The organism is Caballeronia glebae (assembly GCF_001545035.1).
GTDB lineage: Bacteria > Pseudomonadota > Gammaproteobacteria > Burkholderiales > Burkholderiaceae > Caballeronia > Caballeronia glebae.
In genome coordinates this window covers 1-13,941 of the sequence record NZ_FCOJ02000061.1, presented here as the reverse complement: position 1 = coordinate 13,941, position 13,941 = coordinate 1, and the positions used below count along the sequence as shown (strand labels likewise).

Below are 13,941 nucleotides of genomic sequence, written 5' to 3'. Positions count from 1 at the left end.
GTTTCAGAAGGATTTCGTGAGCGCGATCCAGAAGCGGTTCGCGTGGCCGGTGCCGAGCGTCGAAGGCACGTAACCGAGCGTGTGCGCATACGACATCGAAAGCAAAAATTCGTGCGGCGCGGCGAAGGTCGCGCCGACGCCCAGTCCCGAGAGCCGCACGTGATCGCTGCCGGCGACGAGCGGATGCGCGACGATCTTGCCGTCGGCGGTATCGACGAAGGCGGCCAGCGTGACGAGCACGGGCACGAGCGATTGCCTGATCGTCTGCCGCACTTCGATAGTCGCGATATACGCTTCGTCGACGGGCGCGTCGCCGGTTGCATAGGCGCGCACCGCATAGGGGCCGCCGAGCGAAATCTGCTCGGACGAATCGAGATTGCGCGAGCTCGTCTGGCCGTTCAGAGAGACGTAGAGCTGCGTGCCGTTGGCCTGATCGCCGAGCACCTGCGTGTGCGTCACGGCGAACACGAACTTCGTGAACGAACCGGCGATCTGCGCCGCGACCTGTTCCGGCAACGGCGACTTGAAGCGCAGATTGCCTTGCTGGATGCTCGTGTCGAAGGTCGTGATGCTTTTTTCGAGCGTGACATTGCCTGAAAGCCCGATGCGTCCGACGTCGCTCGTCTTGTCGCTCACGGAATCGAACGCGCCCAGGTGATCCGACAGCAGCTTGTGATCGTAGCCGAGCGTCGTATACACGTTCGCCGCCGGCGAGCGCAGGAGCGCATAGCTGAAAAACGTCGAGAAGACGTTGGCGCTGCCGTAGGCGTCGAGATCGTCGAACTGGCCGCCGACCGAATACGTCGAGCGCGTGTAGCCGATGCCCCACGCGAGCCCGCTGCCGCCGACCGGCACCGTGTAGCCGATGTTGCCGTAGAACTGCCCGGTGATCGAGCCGAGCAGCCGCGCGCCCAACTGGTCGCCGATGCCGAGCGGATTGTTCCATTGCAACGCGCCGATGAGACGCGCGGTGCCGGTCGTCGTCTGGCCGTAGTTGTCGGCCTGCACGCTGCCGGACAGGGGCCGCGCCGTCGGCACGAGCAGCGTCATGTCGGACGTGCCGGGCAGCAGCCCCGGCGAGATCGTCGCGTTCGCGCCCGTCGTGCCGGCCGCGTCCTGCGCGAGCAGCGTGGCGCGGGTGAGGGCGTGCTCGTCGATCACGTCGCCGGACTTGAGCGCGCCGAAAAAGCGCGCGACGACCGCATCGCGCGTGCGCGACCGATTGTCGATGTCAATGCGCCCGTAACGCCCCTCGCTCACCGCGATGCGCACGACGCCGCCCTCGATCTGCTGCGGCGGCACGTAAGCCCGCGCGACCAGATAGCCGTGCCGCCGATAGAACGCGCTCACGCGATCGGCCGCGCTTTCGAGATCGTCGAGCGATCGCGCCGGACCGATGAACGGACGCACGGCATCGAGCAGCTCGGCGGCGGGAAAGAGCGTGTTGCCGGTGAATTCGAAGCCCTTCACCTCGAAGCGGATGCCGCCCGCATCGCCTGCGACGGGCGCTCGCTCGGGCGCGGGCGTCACGTTCAGGCGCAGGTCGGAAGGCGGCACGGGCGCGGGCGCTTGCTGCTGCTGTTCGCGCAGGATGCTGCCCGCGTTCGGCAGCGTCTGGGCGTGCGCATCGCGCATGTCGCGCGACGTCGCTGCGACGAGCGCGAACAGCACGGCGAGCCGGCGCGACGCGCTGCTGCGGCGTCGTTGGCGGGGCCCGAAGCGTTGCACGCGCTTGGGTCTTACATGCGGCATACGTGACCGGGCCATGCGTCGTCCGGCAAACGGCTGCCGTCGCTCGTCGAATCGGTGCGCTGCTGCACGAGCGGCGCGGACTCCGGCTGAAGGCCCGGCGTCGGGCTGGCGAGCGGCGCGGGATTGGCCGCGTCGGTGCGCACCGAATCGAGAATGCCGGGAAGCGTCGCGGCGGTCGTGATGATCGTGGGCGGGGTTTCCGGCGTAATCGGCGTGACCGGCGTGACCGGCGTAATTGGCGTGATCGGAGTCACCGGCTGCGCGGGCGGCGGCGCTGGCGGGCCGGCGACGCGCAGCGTGCCGCCTTGCGTCGTGATTTTGTAGCCCGTGGGACCGCCCGCCGCGGTGATCGTGATCGCGTAAGTGCCGATCGCCGCGCCCGGGGCCGCGCCCGTGCTCGTCACCGTGAAGACGAACGGCTCGTGGATCGCCGGGCTGTCGGCGAATGCGTTGCCGTAGTTCGCGCCGTTGTAGCGCAGCGCGATCGTGACGTCGTTCGGTCCGAGCGTGCGCGGCGTTTCGAACGGCACGTCGATGTTGATCGCCGTTAGCGTGACTTGCTGCAGCGCATTGAACGCGAAACGGTTGCCCGATGCCGACGCCGCGCGCGCATCCGCGCCGCCGGTGTAGGCGTCGCCCCAAATGGCGAGGTTGCCGCTTTGCAGGCCGCCGAAGGTGTCGGCGTCGGGGGCGTCGGAGTAGACGAGCCAGCGGCCGTTGGGCGCGGACAGCGCCTGTGCGCCCGCGCGATTGGCGAAGGTCGTGGCGGCGAGCGTGATGGCCGTGCCGCTCGCGCGGCTCGCAATGGGCGCGGCGAGCGTGAGCGAAGGCGCCGTGAGCGTCACCGCGCCGCTCGCCGAAATGCCCGACAAGCCCGCCACGCTGCCGATAACGAGCGGCGCGCCATTCACGACGGCAACCGAGCCGGCGCTGGCCGCCAGCCTGCCGATGCGATTGCCGGCGTTCGTCAGCCGATAGCTCGCAGCGCCGCCCTGCAGCGCGACATTGGCCGCTTCGATGGGCGCCTGGTGCGTGGCCGTGCCGCCCGTCGTCATCGCGAGCGTGCCGCGCGGCGCGCTGATCGACGCATCGAGCCGGATGCCGCTTTGCGCCGCGAGCGAAAGCGTGTTGACGCCGCTCCACGCGACCGGGCCGTCGATCAGCACGAAACCGAACGGCTCGAATCCCGGCGGCGATGCGGCGCTGATCGCCACGTTGGTCGATTCGAGCACGCGCGAAAGCGTCGCGCTTCGAATCGTGCCGAAGCGCTGGCCGAAGGCGTCGTCGCCGCCGACGAGCGCCGCGAAGTCGCTCGCGATGCGCCACGTCCCGGTTTGTCCCGAGGCCGCCGCCGTCGTGACCTGCGCATCGGGCGCGACGCGCACCTGCGTGCCCGCAGTCTCGATCACGCCGCCGTTGCCGCCATTGGGCGCGGACGCGTCGAGCGTGCCGCCGACCTGCACGACGCCCGTATCCGCGACGAGCCGGATCACGCCGTTCTGGTTCGAGGCGCTGCGCGCCCGGACGATGCCCGTGTTGTTCACGACATTGGCGAAGAGCGCGTCCTCGGCGCTCGCGGCGAGCCATGCCTGACCGCCATCGGCCTGAATCAGTCCGTGATTGGCGGCGAGCGCATTGAGCGCGCCGCGCTCCACCGACAAACCGATCATGCTGTGATCGCCCAGCGTCACCGCGATCCGTTCTCCCGCCGCGAGCGCCGCGAAACCGCCGGGCGAGTCGATCGTGCCGGCGTTGATCGCGCGCGCGCCGATCAGCGCGACATAGCCGCCGGGCGCGCTCGTGATCGTGCCGAGATTGACGACCGCCGCGCCTTCATCGTGACGATGCCGATGCCAGCGCCCGTCGCCCGCGAAAGTGTAGTGGCCGCTCATGAAGTCGCTGGTCGACAAACCGAGCGTCGACGCCAGCAATCCGCCGACATTCACCTGCGCGCCCGGCCCGAAGATCACGCCGGCCGGATTGACGATGAACACCTGTCCGTTCGCGTCGAGCTTGCCGAAGAACGCCGTTGGCCGCGGCCCGACGACACGGTTGAGCGCGATCGAATTCGCGCCCGGCTGATTAAACGTGACGGATTCGCCGGAGCGCGTGTTGAACGAGTGCCAGTCGATGGCGAGGCGGCCGCTGTTCTGCTGAATCGTCGTATTCGCGCCCGTGCTCGTCACCGAGCCGGAACCGGCGACGACGCGCGCGCCGGTCGGCTCCGCGCGCGCATGCGCGAAGGCCGTGGCGATGAGCGTGGCGGTGCAGAGCCGTAGCACGGGGGACGCGGTGCTCGCGCGCAGAGTCTTGTTCATGTCGGACGACTCCTTTCTGTTGCGGTGCATCGTCGTGACGAGATGCAGGCGCACCATCAAGCAGTTTAGTGTTCCGAATCATGCATGCAACTACGCGTTTAGGGAACGTTCGCAAGCGCCGTCCGCGTGCGTTCGCTGACGCACCAAAGAACGCATTTTGTATTAGGAATGCGATTGTTATCCGACGATCAGACCGCTTCGCTCGCGAGCGTGCCTTCGACGAATTCGCGCAGGAACGTGATCCAGGTCCGGATCTTCGCATCGAGGTATTGGCGCGACGCGTACATCGCGTAGATGGTCATCGTCTGGAGTTGCCACTCGGGCAGCACGCGCACGAGCGCGCCGCTATGCAGCCACGGCAGCGCGGAGAGCATCGGCAGCGGCGCGATGCCGAGACCGTTCGACAGCGCCACGGCGAGCGCGTCGGCGGAATTCACGCGCAGGCGGCCCGGGTCGAGATCCACCTGGACCGGACCGCGCGGACCCTCGAAGATCCATTGGTCGACGGGGAAAAACGTCGTCACGAGTTGCAGGCAGGCGTGCTTCGTCAGGTCCTCGATGCGCTGCGGCGTGCCCGCCCGTTTCAGATAGCCGGGCGACGCGCACAGCACGCTCGGCATCGAGCAGATTTTCGTGGAGACGAGCGCGGAGTCGGGCAGCGTGGACGTGGTGACTTGCAGGAAGACGTCGAAACCTTCGTCGAGCATGTCCGGGATATGTTGCGAAAGCGTCAGCTCGACGCGCACCAGCGGATGTTCTTCCAGATAACGCGTGAGCGCGGGCACCACGTAGTGCTGGCCGAAGGTGATCGGCGCGTGCATGCGCAGCACGCCCGTCGGCGACACTTGCGCGTTGCTCGCCTCGGCCTCGGAGAGATCGACGAGTTCGAGCACTTCCTTGCAGCGGGTGAGATAGCGGTTGCCGGCATCGGTGAGTGCGACGCGGCGCGTCGTGCGATTCAGAAGCCGCGTGCGCAGATGCGTTTCGAGTTCGGTGACGGCCCGCGACGCCTGCGCCGTCGTGACGTCCATTTGCTGCGCCGCGGCGGTGAAGCTGGCCGCTTCCGCCACGCGCGCAAAGATTCTCATGCTTCGCAACAAATCCATCGTGCCGCCATCCGTTTCACGAAGCCGGAACTATCCCACGGCGGTGCAAGAGTGCGCAACCTGCAGCCGAGGCGGCCTCGCATGCGTTTGCGCGCGATCATTTCAGGATTCACATCTGTTACAGGGCTTGTAACTCAGCGCGCAACGGGCGCGGCTACGATGGATTCATGGCCGCGCATGGCATCCAGGATCGCATCGCGGTCTTCATGACGGCCTTATCAGAAGAGGAAGAAATGAACGTGAGGGCCTTGGTCGGGATCGGTATCGCGTTGTCGGCGGGCCTCGCTTGCGAAGCGGCGACGGCGGGCGTGAGTTTTGGCATCAATGTGGGGATTCCCGTTGCGCCGGTTTATGCCGCGCCGGTGTACGCGGCACCGATGCCCGTCTATGCGCCGCCGCCGCCGCCGGTCGCGTATCAGCCGCCGCCCGTCATGTATCAGCCGGCGCCGGTCATGGTCGCGCCCGCGCCCGTGGTTGTCGTGGGCTGGCACGGGGACCGTTACTGGGATGGTTATCGTTATTGGGGACGCCGCGACGGGTATGCGCGTCACGGCGGCTATTACGGCTATCGCCACTGGTAAGCCGGAGCGAAGCGGGAGAGGGGCATCATCATGAGAAATTCTTCTCGAACTCGAAACACGGCGCGCCTTGGGCGCTCGCTGATCGCGCCTGTCGCGCTCGTGCTGGCGGCGGGTCTCGGCGGTTGCGTCTACGCGCCGCCCTACGGCTATGCGCCCGCGCCTGCGCCGGCATATGGCTACGCGCCGGCTTACGGTTATGCGTATGGGCCGGGATATTACGCGGTGCCGTCGGTTTCGCTCGGCATCGGCTTTTCTGGCGGCGGAGGTCACTGGCACGGCCATTGAAGGCGCGCGCCGGACGCCACTGGAACGCCCGTTGCTGCGCTTTCTCCAACTCTTCCGGAGAAGCGCAACATGGCCGAGCAAACCGTAAGCTTGCTGTCGCAACACGCCCGCTGCGAGCATTTCATGCTGCCGCCCAATGGCTGGGTGCCGAACAATACGCGCCTGCCCGTGCTCGTGTGGCACGCCGCGATCGATCCGAAAACCGCCGATCTCGCCGGGCGTTTCGAAGCCCTGTTCGCGCAGAACGGCTGGCCGCCGCAATGGCGCGACGGCGTTTTCGACTATCACCATTTCCATTCGACCGCGCATGAGGCGCTCGGCATTGCATCGGGCGATGCCGAATTGATTCTCGGCGGCCCGCACGGCCGCGTGATCGCGATCAGCGCCGGCGACGTGCTCGTTCTGCCCGCCGGCACCGGCCATTGCCTGCTAACGGCGGGCCGGCGGTTTCAGGTGGTCGGCGCTTATCCGCCGGGGCAGCAATGGGATATCAGGCGCGAAGCGATCAGCGAGCAGGAGCGGATCGCGATGGAAGAATTGCCGTTTCCGAGAAGCGATCCCGTCGCCGGGGAGGACGGCCCGCTCGCGCGCCACTGGCACTAGCCGGATCAGGCTTTACTTTCCTTCACGCATTGCGTCCGGCGCGCGCCGAAGAACGGCACGCGCTTGATCACGCCCGTCGCTAGCGCCGTGCCGACCAGCACGATCGCGCAGGCGGCGGCCATGCCCATCGACACACGTTCGGCGAGAAACAGCGCGCCCCACAGAATCCCGAAGATCGGAATTAGAAACGTGACGGTGATCGCGCGCGCCGGTCCGGCTACCGCGATGAGATGGAAGAACATCATGTAGGCGACGCCCGTGCACGCGACGCCCAGCCCGAGCACCGCGCCCCAGGCGTGCAGCGACACCGCGCCGGCCGGCCAGAAGACGAGCGCGAAGGGCAGGAGTACAAGGGTCGCCGCGCTCATCGTGCCGGCCGCGACCGTCAGCGAATCGACGCCCATCAGATGCTTCTTCGTATAGCTCGCCGCGACGCCGTAGGAAGCCGATGCGGCGAGTGCCGCGAGCGCGGCCAGCGCGGTCGCCATCGGCGAGACGGGGAGTGCGCTCGCGTCGTGCGCGAACATCTGATCCCAGACGAGCGCGAGCACGCCCGCGAAGCCGATCGCGAGGCCCGCCACGCGCATGCGCGTCAACCGGTCGTTGAGCCACAGATAGGCGACGATCGCGCCCCAGAGCGGCGTCGTCGCGTTGATGACCGACGTGACGCCCGCCGTCAGCGTGAGCTCCGCATACGCGAACAAACAAAACGGCGCGGCGGAATTGAGCACGCCGACGACGAAGAGCGGCCAGGCGCGCCCGCGCATCGTCGAGAAGGCCTGCCGCGCCTTGCCGCGCAGCGCGAGCATCAGCAGCAGAAACAGCGCGCCGATGCCCACGCGCAACGCCATCAGCGGCGCGACGCCGAGATCGGTCACGCCGACGCGGATGAACAGGAACGAGCCGCCCCACAGCGCGGCGAGGATGAACAGTTGAGCAAGATTGACGGGATTCATGGCGGGCTTCGCAATAGGAGTGGGAGAGCGAAGCCATCGTATCGGCGTGCGCGGGGCCGATGTTTCGGCCTGGCGTGAAACGAAAGATACAGCGCGGTCGGCGCGGCTTCTCTCTCCAGTCTCAGGCATCGTAAGGACGCGCCGATGCGCGGGCAAACGAGCAATTCTCACCGTTATGTGAGAAAAATTGCCAAGCGCCGCGCGGCTTGCACGATTGCCGAGGCGCTGGTTGCCGGCAGGCCCGTTCGGTGCGAATCTTGCGACATCGAAAGATGGATGAGACTTGTTGCAGTGCGATGGACGCAGTCAACTGGAGATAGCCATGGACAATGCAAACGGCAGCGCATCCACGATTACGCCGATGCCGAACGGTGAACGGGGTGAACGGGGTGATCGGGGCGATCGGGTCGATCCGCCGCTTGCGCGCCGCACGGTGGCGAGCACGATGGACGCGGCGCTCGCGCCCGGGATGGCGCACGGGCAAGCCGCGACCGTCACGCCGCTCACGCCGGGCGAGGCGCACAGGCCCGCGAAGTACTCGCCGTATCACGTGCACGGCAGCGTGCTCGAAGGCGGCGACAGTCCGTCGGTGCTCGCGCAGCCCGCCGCCGCGAATGCTCAGGGTCAGGGCAGCCAGTATCATCCGTCGCCGCCGATCCCGCGTCGCGCGCGCGAAGTTCTGGCGGGCGCGCAGGATGTCATCGCGACGCAGTATCGGCAGGCGAAGGAGGGCACCGGCGACTACGTGCGCGAGAATCCGTGGAGGTCGATCGCACTGGCGGCGGTCGGCGGGTTGATCGTCGGCTTGCTTGCTGCGCGCTAAAAGGCGCAAGGCCCGCATTACACGATGTAGGCGGGCCTCAACCTTGCTGACCTGTTGGTATCGGCATGCGCTTTTCGCCATGCCGGACCGATATGGACGAGCGATCGTACGACCTATGCACCGACCGGTGCGAAATCTGGAATCCGCTGTCCATGACGGCGGTCGCGACGCGACGCGTGCTGATCGTGCATTCGGAATCGAACGTCGGCGATTCTTTCGCGCTTCTTCTCGCGATGCGCGGCTTTGAGGCCATGCAGATTGGCGATGCGGCGGGCGCTTCGCGGTTCATCCGCACATGGCGGCCGCAAGTGCTGTTCGTGGATACGCTCATCGGCGACGCGCACGATCACGCGCTGGCGCGCACGCTGCGCGCGGTGCTGAGCGCCGGTCGAACGGAAGGCGAGGTGGAGTTGCTGATTGCGCTGGCCGCCGATGCCGCGCGCGACCCGCGCGACACGTTGCACGCCGCCGGTTATGACGGCTTTTGCAGAACGCCGTGTCCGGTCTGGTGGATGTTCGACGTATTGAAATGCTTCTATGCCCACTGATGCGGGCGGCGCATTGCGCCGCCGCCCGTCCGTGACCTAGACCCCGCGGGATGCCTTGAAATCGTTGGTTTCCAGTTCGACCGACTGGCCGCCGTTGCGCTCGAGCGCGCGCCGGGCCCCTTCTTCGATTTGCATGCGTCCGCCTTCGAACGCGGAGAGGAGATCGTGCGACGACGTCCCGCTATTGCCGAAGTGATCGTTGAGCGCGTCGAGGGAAATGCTGCACCACACCTCGCGGCCGTCCACATTCGCCTCGAAAGCGACACGCGCCGCCGCTACGACATGACGGCGCCCGCTGAACTCTATCGTCATCCTTATCACCTCCTGTTATTCGTCCGGAACACGTTAAGCGCGATCATCGCGGAACCTGCAACAGCGCGCCCGCGATCGCGATGCCCTTGACTACGCGCGGCCTTGCGCGCCGCGCAGCGTCGTCTTGCATGATACGCCCGCGTTGCGCGGGGCGTACGTGGGGGTGACTTTGCAACGACCGTGCCCGGGCGCGCGGCGAAAACGCGCTATCGGCAGCAGAGGCAGCCGCCGCGATGGGACATGCCGTAGCTGCCGGCTTCATCGCCGCCGGCCGATGAGTTCGCGCCGCCGACGCTTGGTGCACCGATCGTCACGCGCGCGGCCGTCGCGCCGCATTGCGGGCAGGCGGCGGGATCGTCGCGTTCGGCGATACGACGGACGGCTTCGAATGCGCCGCAATCCGCGCATTCGTAATCGTAGACAGGCATGACGTTTCGCTCGAAGAAAATGACTCGTCCGGCCAGTGTAACAAGCGCCGCGCCAGCCGGTTGCGTCACTGTCACGATGCGCCGTGGCACCGCCATTGCTGAAACGCAGGGACCCATTGGCTCAGGAGGTCCCTTTCATGAATCGCAATACAAAGCTGTGCGCCGCGCTCGCCACGACGCTCATCGCGACGCTGCCGCTCGGCGCGCTCGCCCAGACTCAGGCGGCCAGCACGACGATGGCTAACGATCTGCCGCCCGTCGACAAGGCTTTCGTACAGGCCGCGTCGTCGGCGGGATCGACCGAAATCGACGCCGCCAAGCTCGCCACGAAGCAATCGCAGGACAAGGACGTGAAGAGTTTCGCGCATCACATGATGGTCGATCACACCAAACTCGCGATGCAGTTGAAGATGGCCGCGCCGCACGGCGTGACGGTGCCGATGGACAACTCCGACACGTCCGCGCTCGATTCGCTGAAGGCGCTGCACGGCAAGGAATTCGATACCGCGTATATCCAGAAGGTCGGCGTGCAGGGGCACCAGGAGGCGGTTCAGGTCTTCCAGAAGGAAGCGCAAGAAGGGCAGAACGCCAAGCTCAAGCAGGCCGCGCAGAAGGCGCTGCCGACCATCCAGCAGCATTTGAAGATGGCGCAGGATCTCGCCGCGAAGAAGGGCGTGCAGTAGCGGTAGTGCGATGACCCGCCGCGCGCCGCCCGTGCGCGCGGCGCGGCGTACGGCGTGTCAGCGCGCGGCTTTGCGCAACATGCGCAGACGCGCTTGTTCGAGCGACTCGAACTTGCTGTCGGCTTCGTCGTAGATCGACACCTTGCCACGTCCGATGTCGTACACCCAGCCCTGCACCTGCAACTTGCCGAGCGCGAGCCGGCCCGCGACCGCCGGATGCGTGCGCAGGTGCGTCAACTGCAGGCGGATGTTCTCCTCGACCATCGCCTGAACGATGCGCTCTTCCTCCAGCTTTCGCGCCATCACGACACTGCGCGCGGCTTCGGCGTTGCGCAGCCATGCGTGAACCGTCGGCATTTCATCGGCGATGGTCGCGCCCGACGAAAGTCCTTTCATCGCGCCGCAATCCGAGTGTCCGCAGATCACGATCTGCCGCACGTTGAGCGCGAGCACCGCGTATTCGACCACCGCCGACACGCCGCCGAGCATCTCCCCATAAGCCGGCACGATATTGCCGATGTTGCGGCACACGAAAAGCTCGCCGGGACGCGTCTGCGTGATCATTTCGGGCGATACGCGCGAATCCGCGCAGGTGATGAAAAGCGTGTGCGGCGTCTGCTGGCGCGCGAGGCTCTTGAAGAGCGCTTCGCTGTCGGGGAACACGAAGCGGCTGAAGTCGTCTGCGCCTTGCAGCAAATACAGAAGATCCGGCGTATCGGCGCCGTGGCGTTCTTCGCTCATCGATTTGTCGGACATGATGTCGCCTTTGGTGTGCGGTTCCGACGCGCGAACACGCGCGTCACGTCAAGGCGAAAGCTTGCGGGGTTTTGAGATAGATCGCAAGTCGGCCAACACGCACCAGTTCAGTGCGAGAGCGCCGTCTAGTTCGGTTTTTCCGAAGTAGGGCGCTCGAAAACTCGCATTTTTCGATTTCCGCCCTTCGGTTAGATTCCTATCATTGAAAGCAATCAGAAAGGAATCGACATGAAATGCCCGGTATGTCCCGACACCGAACTGCTGATGACCGTGCGCGAGGGCATCGAAATCGACTATTGCCCGCAATGCCGCGGCGTGTGGCTCGACCGCGGCGAGCTGGATCAGATCATCCGGCGCGCGGCGCAGGCGTCGCTCGCCGACGCGCAGGCGTCCGAGCGCGACGAATATCACGAACGAGGACATGATCGCGAGCGCCGGACGCATCGGCAGGAGGGTTATCACTATGGCGATGCGCGTGGCAAGCACGAGCACACGCGTCGCAAAAAATCCTTTCTCGGCGATCTTTTCGATTTCGATTGACGGCTTGAACGGCGGACCATCGGCAGGATTTCAGCGGAAAAACAGCAACGGAGAACGGCAAATGGCAACGGTGAAGCAAGTCCTGAAAACGAAGAGCGACACGACGGTTCACACCATCGACGCCGAGGCGAGCGTGTACGAAGCGGTCGCGCTGATGTCGCGGGCGGAAGTGGGCGCGCTCGTCGTCATGGTGGGCGACGCGGTGTGCGGCATCGTCACCGAGCGCGACTATGCGCGCAAGGTGATCCTGCAGGACAAGGCCTCGCGGACGACCACGGTATGCCAGATCATGACCGCGCCGGTGATGTCGGTGAGCCTCGGAACGAGCGCCGACGAATGCATGACGCTGATGACGCGGCACCGGATTCGTCATCTGCCGGTGATCGAGGGCGGAAGGCTCGTCGGCATGATTTCGATCGGCGACATGGTGCGGCATCTGATCGATGAGCAGCAGTTCGCCATCGACCAGCTCGAAAGCTATGTGCGCGGCCCGCATCACGACACGCCGACTTGTGCGCTCACGCGACGTAGCTCGATTCCGCAGACGCTCGCGGTGCGTTTCGCGTAGCGGCGGGCTTCACGGCCGTGCGATTTATACGCGAGGTGCGCCGTTCGATGAGCGGCGCTTTAAACGGATTTCGTTGGAAACGGCCGAGCCACGACCTGAAAGCGCGGGCAACGTATCCGCGATGGCCGTCATCACGGATGTCGCGGTAGTTCGGGCCGGCGGACACGCGAAATCTGACCTCGGGACCTACGACAAATGTCACGGCCAGATACAACCCTGTTGAAAAGCGGCTTTCAATACCGTTAGAGCAGGCATCGAACAATCTTCGACACTCTCAAAGCCTGCGTCCGGTTATTCTGCAATCCTTATAAAATGAATCTGAGAGGTTCAAAGTCGAATGGGCTTCGATTTTGGCAAATGGCGACCGTCCTACAACACGTTGGATGTGCCGTTGAATATCGGCTGGCAATGCACGCTTGTTCCGCGTCATCAATGCGGCACAGAGTTCTGGTTTCTCAAGAAAGACGCGCGTAAGACGGTCGATGAAGATCGCATCGCCTTCGATCGATACTTCCGCCCGAACCTCGATTTGCGCACGGTCGGGGGCGGTACAGCCTTGCGCACCACTCAGCGCTTCCTTCAGGTTTTCTTGAATGTTGCTCACTGGAAGCAGCCAGCCTCGAACGAAGAGATCGAGCGATTCTTTCGCAAGGCCGTGCGCGATGGCGAGTTGATCCCGGTGGTGGATCGGGGATGGCGCCTGTCGCCAAGATTCGATGTGCCATCCGACGCGCCCCAGCGTTGGCCGAAGCAGGTTGATTTCCAATACGCACCGCGCGATCCCGACTACATTCCGATCAGCCAGCGCGGCGCAGTTGCGAGCGGTGGGGCGGCAGGCAAGGGCACCGGCGGCGTCACCGCTAAAATGAGCGGGGCCAATTCCTTCGCGGGAAGCACGGGCGGCGGCGCTGGCGGCAGTAGTAGTTTCGACTGGCTCGGCGCGGTCGAGGACGCGGCTGGGGCCGTTCTCGGAGGAAGCAGTTCAGACGACGATAGCCTGTTGGCAATGAACTTCGGCGACGAAAGCACATCGCTCGGCAAGGCGTCGCCGTTCGAGTTTGAGTCAGGAAACCTGCTCGATCGGACGGAGGATGTCGCTGGCGTCTTCCTGACTCCCGCGGAAGAGGCACGATGCGAACTCGAATACGAGCTTGATATGGCCGAATGTAGCGCCTATGCCGCGATGGATAAAGGCTACTGGGCAACTTGCAAAGAACGCGCCATGCAACGATATTCAAATTGTCTCAGAGGGAGATTTACAGGATGAGTAATTCGCTACGAAAGGCGCGCTGCGTTGTGATTGCCTTTAACGAAGACGGCAACCAGATCGAGACATGCACGGTAGATCGCGCCGCGCTCGAACAGCTGCGCGCAACTTCGCTTGTCATGCCGTGGTCGATCGAAGCGCACGGCGGCAAGTTGGACGACGAGTTCGCGCGCAAACTGGGCGGCGCATCGTTGTTGTTACTGTCCACATATCAGCCCGCGTTAAAGCCCTACATCGCAGTGACGCAGGATCGCCCCGACGATGAAGGTGATTCACGGGAACTTGAGTCGAAATGAGGCCTGCAATCGTTTCTTCAATTTGAACTTGGGACCTACAGGAAATGTCACGGCCAGATACAAATGTCGGGGTTGGGGGTGCGGCGGAATTCTTGGACTATCAGGAGCTAGTCCATGTA

Annotated in this window: 17 protein-coding genes; 10 read left to right on the top strand and 7 right to left on the bottom strand. The window is 65.1% G+C overall.

Translation table 11 applies throughout. The annotated features are described in order from the left end of the window. Positions 1-3: 3 nt before the first annotated feature. From AWB82_RS29815 to AWB82_RS29805, 3 genes are all read right to left on the bottom strand, one after another. Positions 4-1,767 (bottom strand): ShlB/FhaC/HecB family hemolysin secretion/activation protein, encoded by a 1,764-nt coding sequence (locus AWB82_RS29815; protein ID WP_235023494.1) that lies wholly within the window; start codon positions 1,765-1,767, stop codon positions 4-6. Beyond that, the gene (locus AWB82_RS29810) at positions 1,740-4,070 is read right to left on the bottom strand and encodes a two-partner secretion domain-containing protein (protein WP_235023493.1); all 2,331 of its coding nucleotides are present in this window, start codon (positions 4,068-4,070) and stop codon (positions 1,740-1,742) included. Before AWB82_RS29810 ends, AWB82_RS29815 begins: the two co-directional genes overlap by 28 nt. 188 nt (positions 4,071-4,258) lie before the next feature. Further along, positions 4,259-5,176: a LysR family transcriptional regulator gene (locus AWB82_RS29805; protein ID WP_086972920.1), complete on the bottom strand. Its 918-nt coding sequence runs from the start codon at positions 5,174-5,176 to the stop codon at positions 4,259-4,261. Between the two features lie 233 nt (positions 5,177-5,409). On the opposite strand from AWB82_RS29805, the gene AWB82_RS29800 reads away from it, so the two are divergent. The 3 genes from AWB82_RS29800 (at position 5,410) to AWB82_RS29790 (ending at position 6,645) form a co-directional block, all read left to right on the top strand. Continuing rightward, entirely contained in the window at positions 5,410-5,757 is a 348-nt protein-coding gene (locus AWB82_RS29800) for a hypothetical protein (RefSeq protein WP_086972944.1), read from the top strand. A gap of 30 nt (positions 5,758-5,787) precedes the next feature. Next, a complete protein-coding gene (locus AWB82_RS29795) occupies positions 5,788-6,042 on the top strand; it encodes a hypothetical protein (protein ID WP_200818225.1) in 255 nt (84 codons plus the stop codon). Between the two features lie 69 nt (positions 6,043-6,111). After that, positions 6,112-6,645, top strand: a complete 534-nt coding sequence (locus AWB82_RS29790) for a cupin (RefSeq protein ID WP_200818224.1) — start codon at positions 6,112-6,114, stop codon at positions 6,643-6,645. Positions 6,646-6,650: 5 nt separating this feature from the next. Here the strand turns inward: AWB82_RS29790 and AWB82_RS29785 are convergent, their stop codons facing one another. Then, a complete protein-coding gene (locus tag AWB82_RS29785; protein ID WP_086972919.1) occupies positions 6,651-7,601 on the bottom strand; it encodes a DMT family transporter in 951 nt (316 codons plus the stop codon). Between the two features lie 322 nt (positions 7,602-7,923). Here AWB82_RS29785 and AWB82_RS29780 point away from each other — a divergent pair, with 322 nt between their 5' ends. After that, a complete protein-coding gene (locus tag AWB82_RS29780) occupies positions 7,924-8,424 on the top strand; it encodes a DUF883 family protein (protein WP_086972918.1) in 501 nt (166 codons plus the stop codon). A 92-nt stretch (positions 8,425-8,516) separates the two neighbouring features. Then, a complete protein-coding gene (locus AWB82_RS29775; RefSeq protein WP_086972917.1) occupies positions 8,517-8,972 on the top strand; it encodes a response regulator in 456 nt (151 codons plus the stop codon). Between the two features lie 36 nt (positions 8,973-9,008). Here AWB82_RS29775 and AWB82_RS29770 read toward each other — a convergent pair whose 3' ends face one another. Further along, the gene (locus tag AWB82_RS29770; RefSeq protein ID WP_086972916.1) at positions 9,009-9,284 is read right to left on the bottom strand and encodes a DUF1488 family protein; all 276 of its coding nucleotides are present in this window, start codon (positions 9,282-9,284) and stop codon (positions 9,009-9,011) included. Between the two features lie 206 nt (positions 9,285-9,490). After that, positions 9,491-9,712 carry an FmdB family zinc ribbon protein gene (locus AWB82_RS29765; RefSeq protein WP_086972915.1) on the bottom strand — a complete coding sequence of 74 codons (222 nt, stop codon included), beginning with the start codon at positions 9,710-9,712 and terminating at the stop codon, positions 9,491-9,493. Between the two features lie 137 nt (positions 9,713-9,849). Between AWB82_RS29765 and AWB82_RS29760 the strand changes: the two genes are divergently transcribed. Next, complete coding sequence (locus AWB82_RS29760) at positions 9,850-10,395, top strand: DUF4142 domain-containing protein (RefSeq protein ID WP_086972914.1); 546 nt, start codon at positions 9,850-9,852, stop codon at positions 10,393-10,395. Between the two features lie 57 nt (positions 10,396-10,452). On the opposite strand, the gene AWB82_RS29755 is transcribed toward AWB82_RS29760, so the two are convergent. After that, positions 10,453-11,151, bottom strand: a complete 699-nt coding sequence (locus tag AWB82_RS29755; RefSeq protein ID WP_086972913.1) for a carbonic anhydrase — start codon at positions 11,149-11,151, stop codon at positions 10,453-10,455. Positions 11,152-11,379: 228 nt separating this feature from the next. On the opposite strand from AWB82_RS29755, the gene AWB82_RS29750 reads away from it, so the two are divergent. The 4 genes from AWB82_RS29750 to AWB82_RS29735 all read left to right on the top strand — a co-directional run bounded on the left by AWB82_RS29750 (position 11,380) and on the right by AWB82_RS29735 (position 13,822). Beyond that, complete coding sequence (locus tag AWB82_RS29750; RefSeq protein WP_086972912.1) at positions 11,380-11,691, top strand: TFIIB-type zinc ribbon-containing protein; 312 nt, start codon at positions 11,380-11,382, stop codon at positions 11,689-11,691. A 61-nt stretch (positions 11,692-11,752) separates the two neighbouring features. Next, a complete protein-coding gene (locus AWB82_RS29745) occupies positions 11,753-12,259 on the top strand; it encodes a CBS domain-containing protein (protein WP_086972911.1) in 507 nt (168 codons plus the stop codon). A gap of 337 nt (positions 12,260-12,596) precedes the next feature. Next, positions 12,597-13,526 (top strand): hypothetical protein, encoded by a 930-nt coding sequence (locus AWB82_RS29740; protein WP_086972910.1) that lies wholly within the window; start codon positions 12,597-12,599, stop codon positions 13,524-13,526. Further along, on the top strand, positions 13,523-13,822 hold the full coding sequence (locus AWB82_RS29735) for a hypothetical protein (protein ID WP_143756918.1): 300 nt from the start codon (positions 13,523-13,525) through the stop codon (positions 13,820-13,822). Before AWB82_RS29740 ends, AWB82_RS29735 begins: the two co-directional genes overlap by 4 nt. Positions 13,823-13,941: the final 119 nt, after the last annotated feature.

Coding starts and splice junctions, on each gene's coding strand:
- AWB82_RS29745 (WP_086972911.1), top strand. CDS start 11,753: ATGGCAACGGTGAAGCAAGTCCTGAAAACGAAGAGCGACACGACGGTT.
- AWB82_RS29755 (WP_086972913.1), bottom strand. CDS start 11,151: ATGTCCGACAAATCGATGAGCGAAGAACGCCACGGCGCCGATACGCCG.
- AWB82_RS29815 (WP_235023494.1), bottom strand. CDS start 1,767: ATGGCCCGGTCACGTATGCCGCATGTAAGACCCAAGCGCGTGCAACGC.
- AWB82_RS29780 (WP_086972918.1), top strand. CDS start 7,924: ATGGACAATGCAAACGGCAGCGCATCCACGATTACGCCGATGCCGAAC.
- AWB82_RS29750 (WP_086972912.1), top strand. CDS start 11,380: ATGAAATGCCCGGTATGTCCCGACACCGAACTGCTGATGACCGTGCGC.
- AWB82_RS29770 (WP_086972916.1), bottom strand. CDS start 9,284: ATGACGATAGAGTTCAGCGGGCGCCGTCATGTCGTAGCGGCGGCGCGT.
- AWB82_RS29760 (WP_086972914.1), top strand. CDS start 9,850: ATGAATCGCAATACAAAGCTGTGCGCCGCGCTCGCCACGACGCTCATC.
- AWB82_RS29735 (WP_143756918.1), top strand. CDS start 13,523: ATGAGTAATTCGCTACGAAAGGCGCGCTGCGTTGTGATTGCCTTTAAC.
- AWB82_RS29790 (WP_200818224.1), top strand. CDS start 6,112: ATGGCCGAGCAAACCGTAAGCTTGCTGTCGCAACACGCCCGCTGCGAG.
- AWB82_RS29795 (WP_200818225.1), top strand. CDS start 5,788: ATGAGAAATTCTTCTCGAACTCGAAACACGGCGCGCCTTGGGCGCTCG.
- AWB82_RS29800 (WP_086972944.1), top strand. CDS start 5,410: ATGAACGTGAGGGCCTTGGTCGGGATCGGTATCGCGTTGTCGGCGGGC.
- AWB82_RS29805 (WP_086972920.1), bottom strand. CDS start 5,176: ATGGATTTGTTGCGAAGCATGAGAATCTTTGCGCGCGTGGCGGAAGCG.
- AWB82_RS29765 (WP_086972915.1), bottom strand. CDS start 9,712: ATGCCTGTCTACGATTACGAATGCGCGGATTGCGGCGCATTCGAAGCC.
- AWB82_RS29785 (WP_086972919.1), bottom strand. CDS start 7,601: ATGAATCCCGTCAATCTTGCTCAACTGTTCATCCTCGCCGCGCTGTGG.
- AWB82_RS29775 (WP_086972917.1), top strand. CDS start 8,517: ATGGACGAGCGATCGTACGACCTATGCACCGACCGGTGCGAAATCTGG.
- AWB82_RS29740 (WP_086972910.1), top strand. CDS start 12,597: ATGGGCTTCGATTTTGGCAAATGGCGACCGTCCTACAACACGTTGGAT.
- AWB82_RS29810 (WP_235023493.1), bottom strand. CDS start 4,070: ATGAACAAGACTCTGCGCGCGAGCACCGCGTCCCCCGTGCTACGGCTC.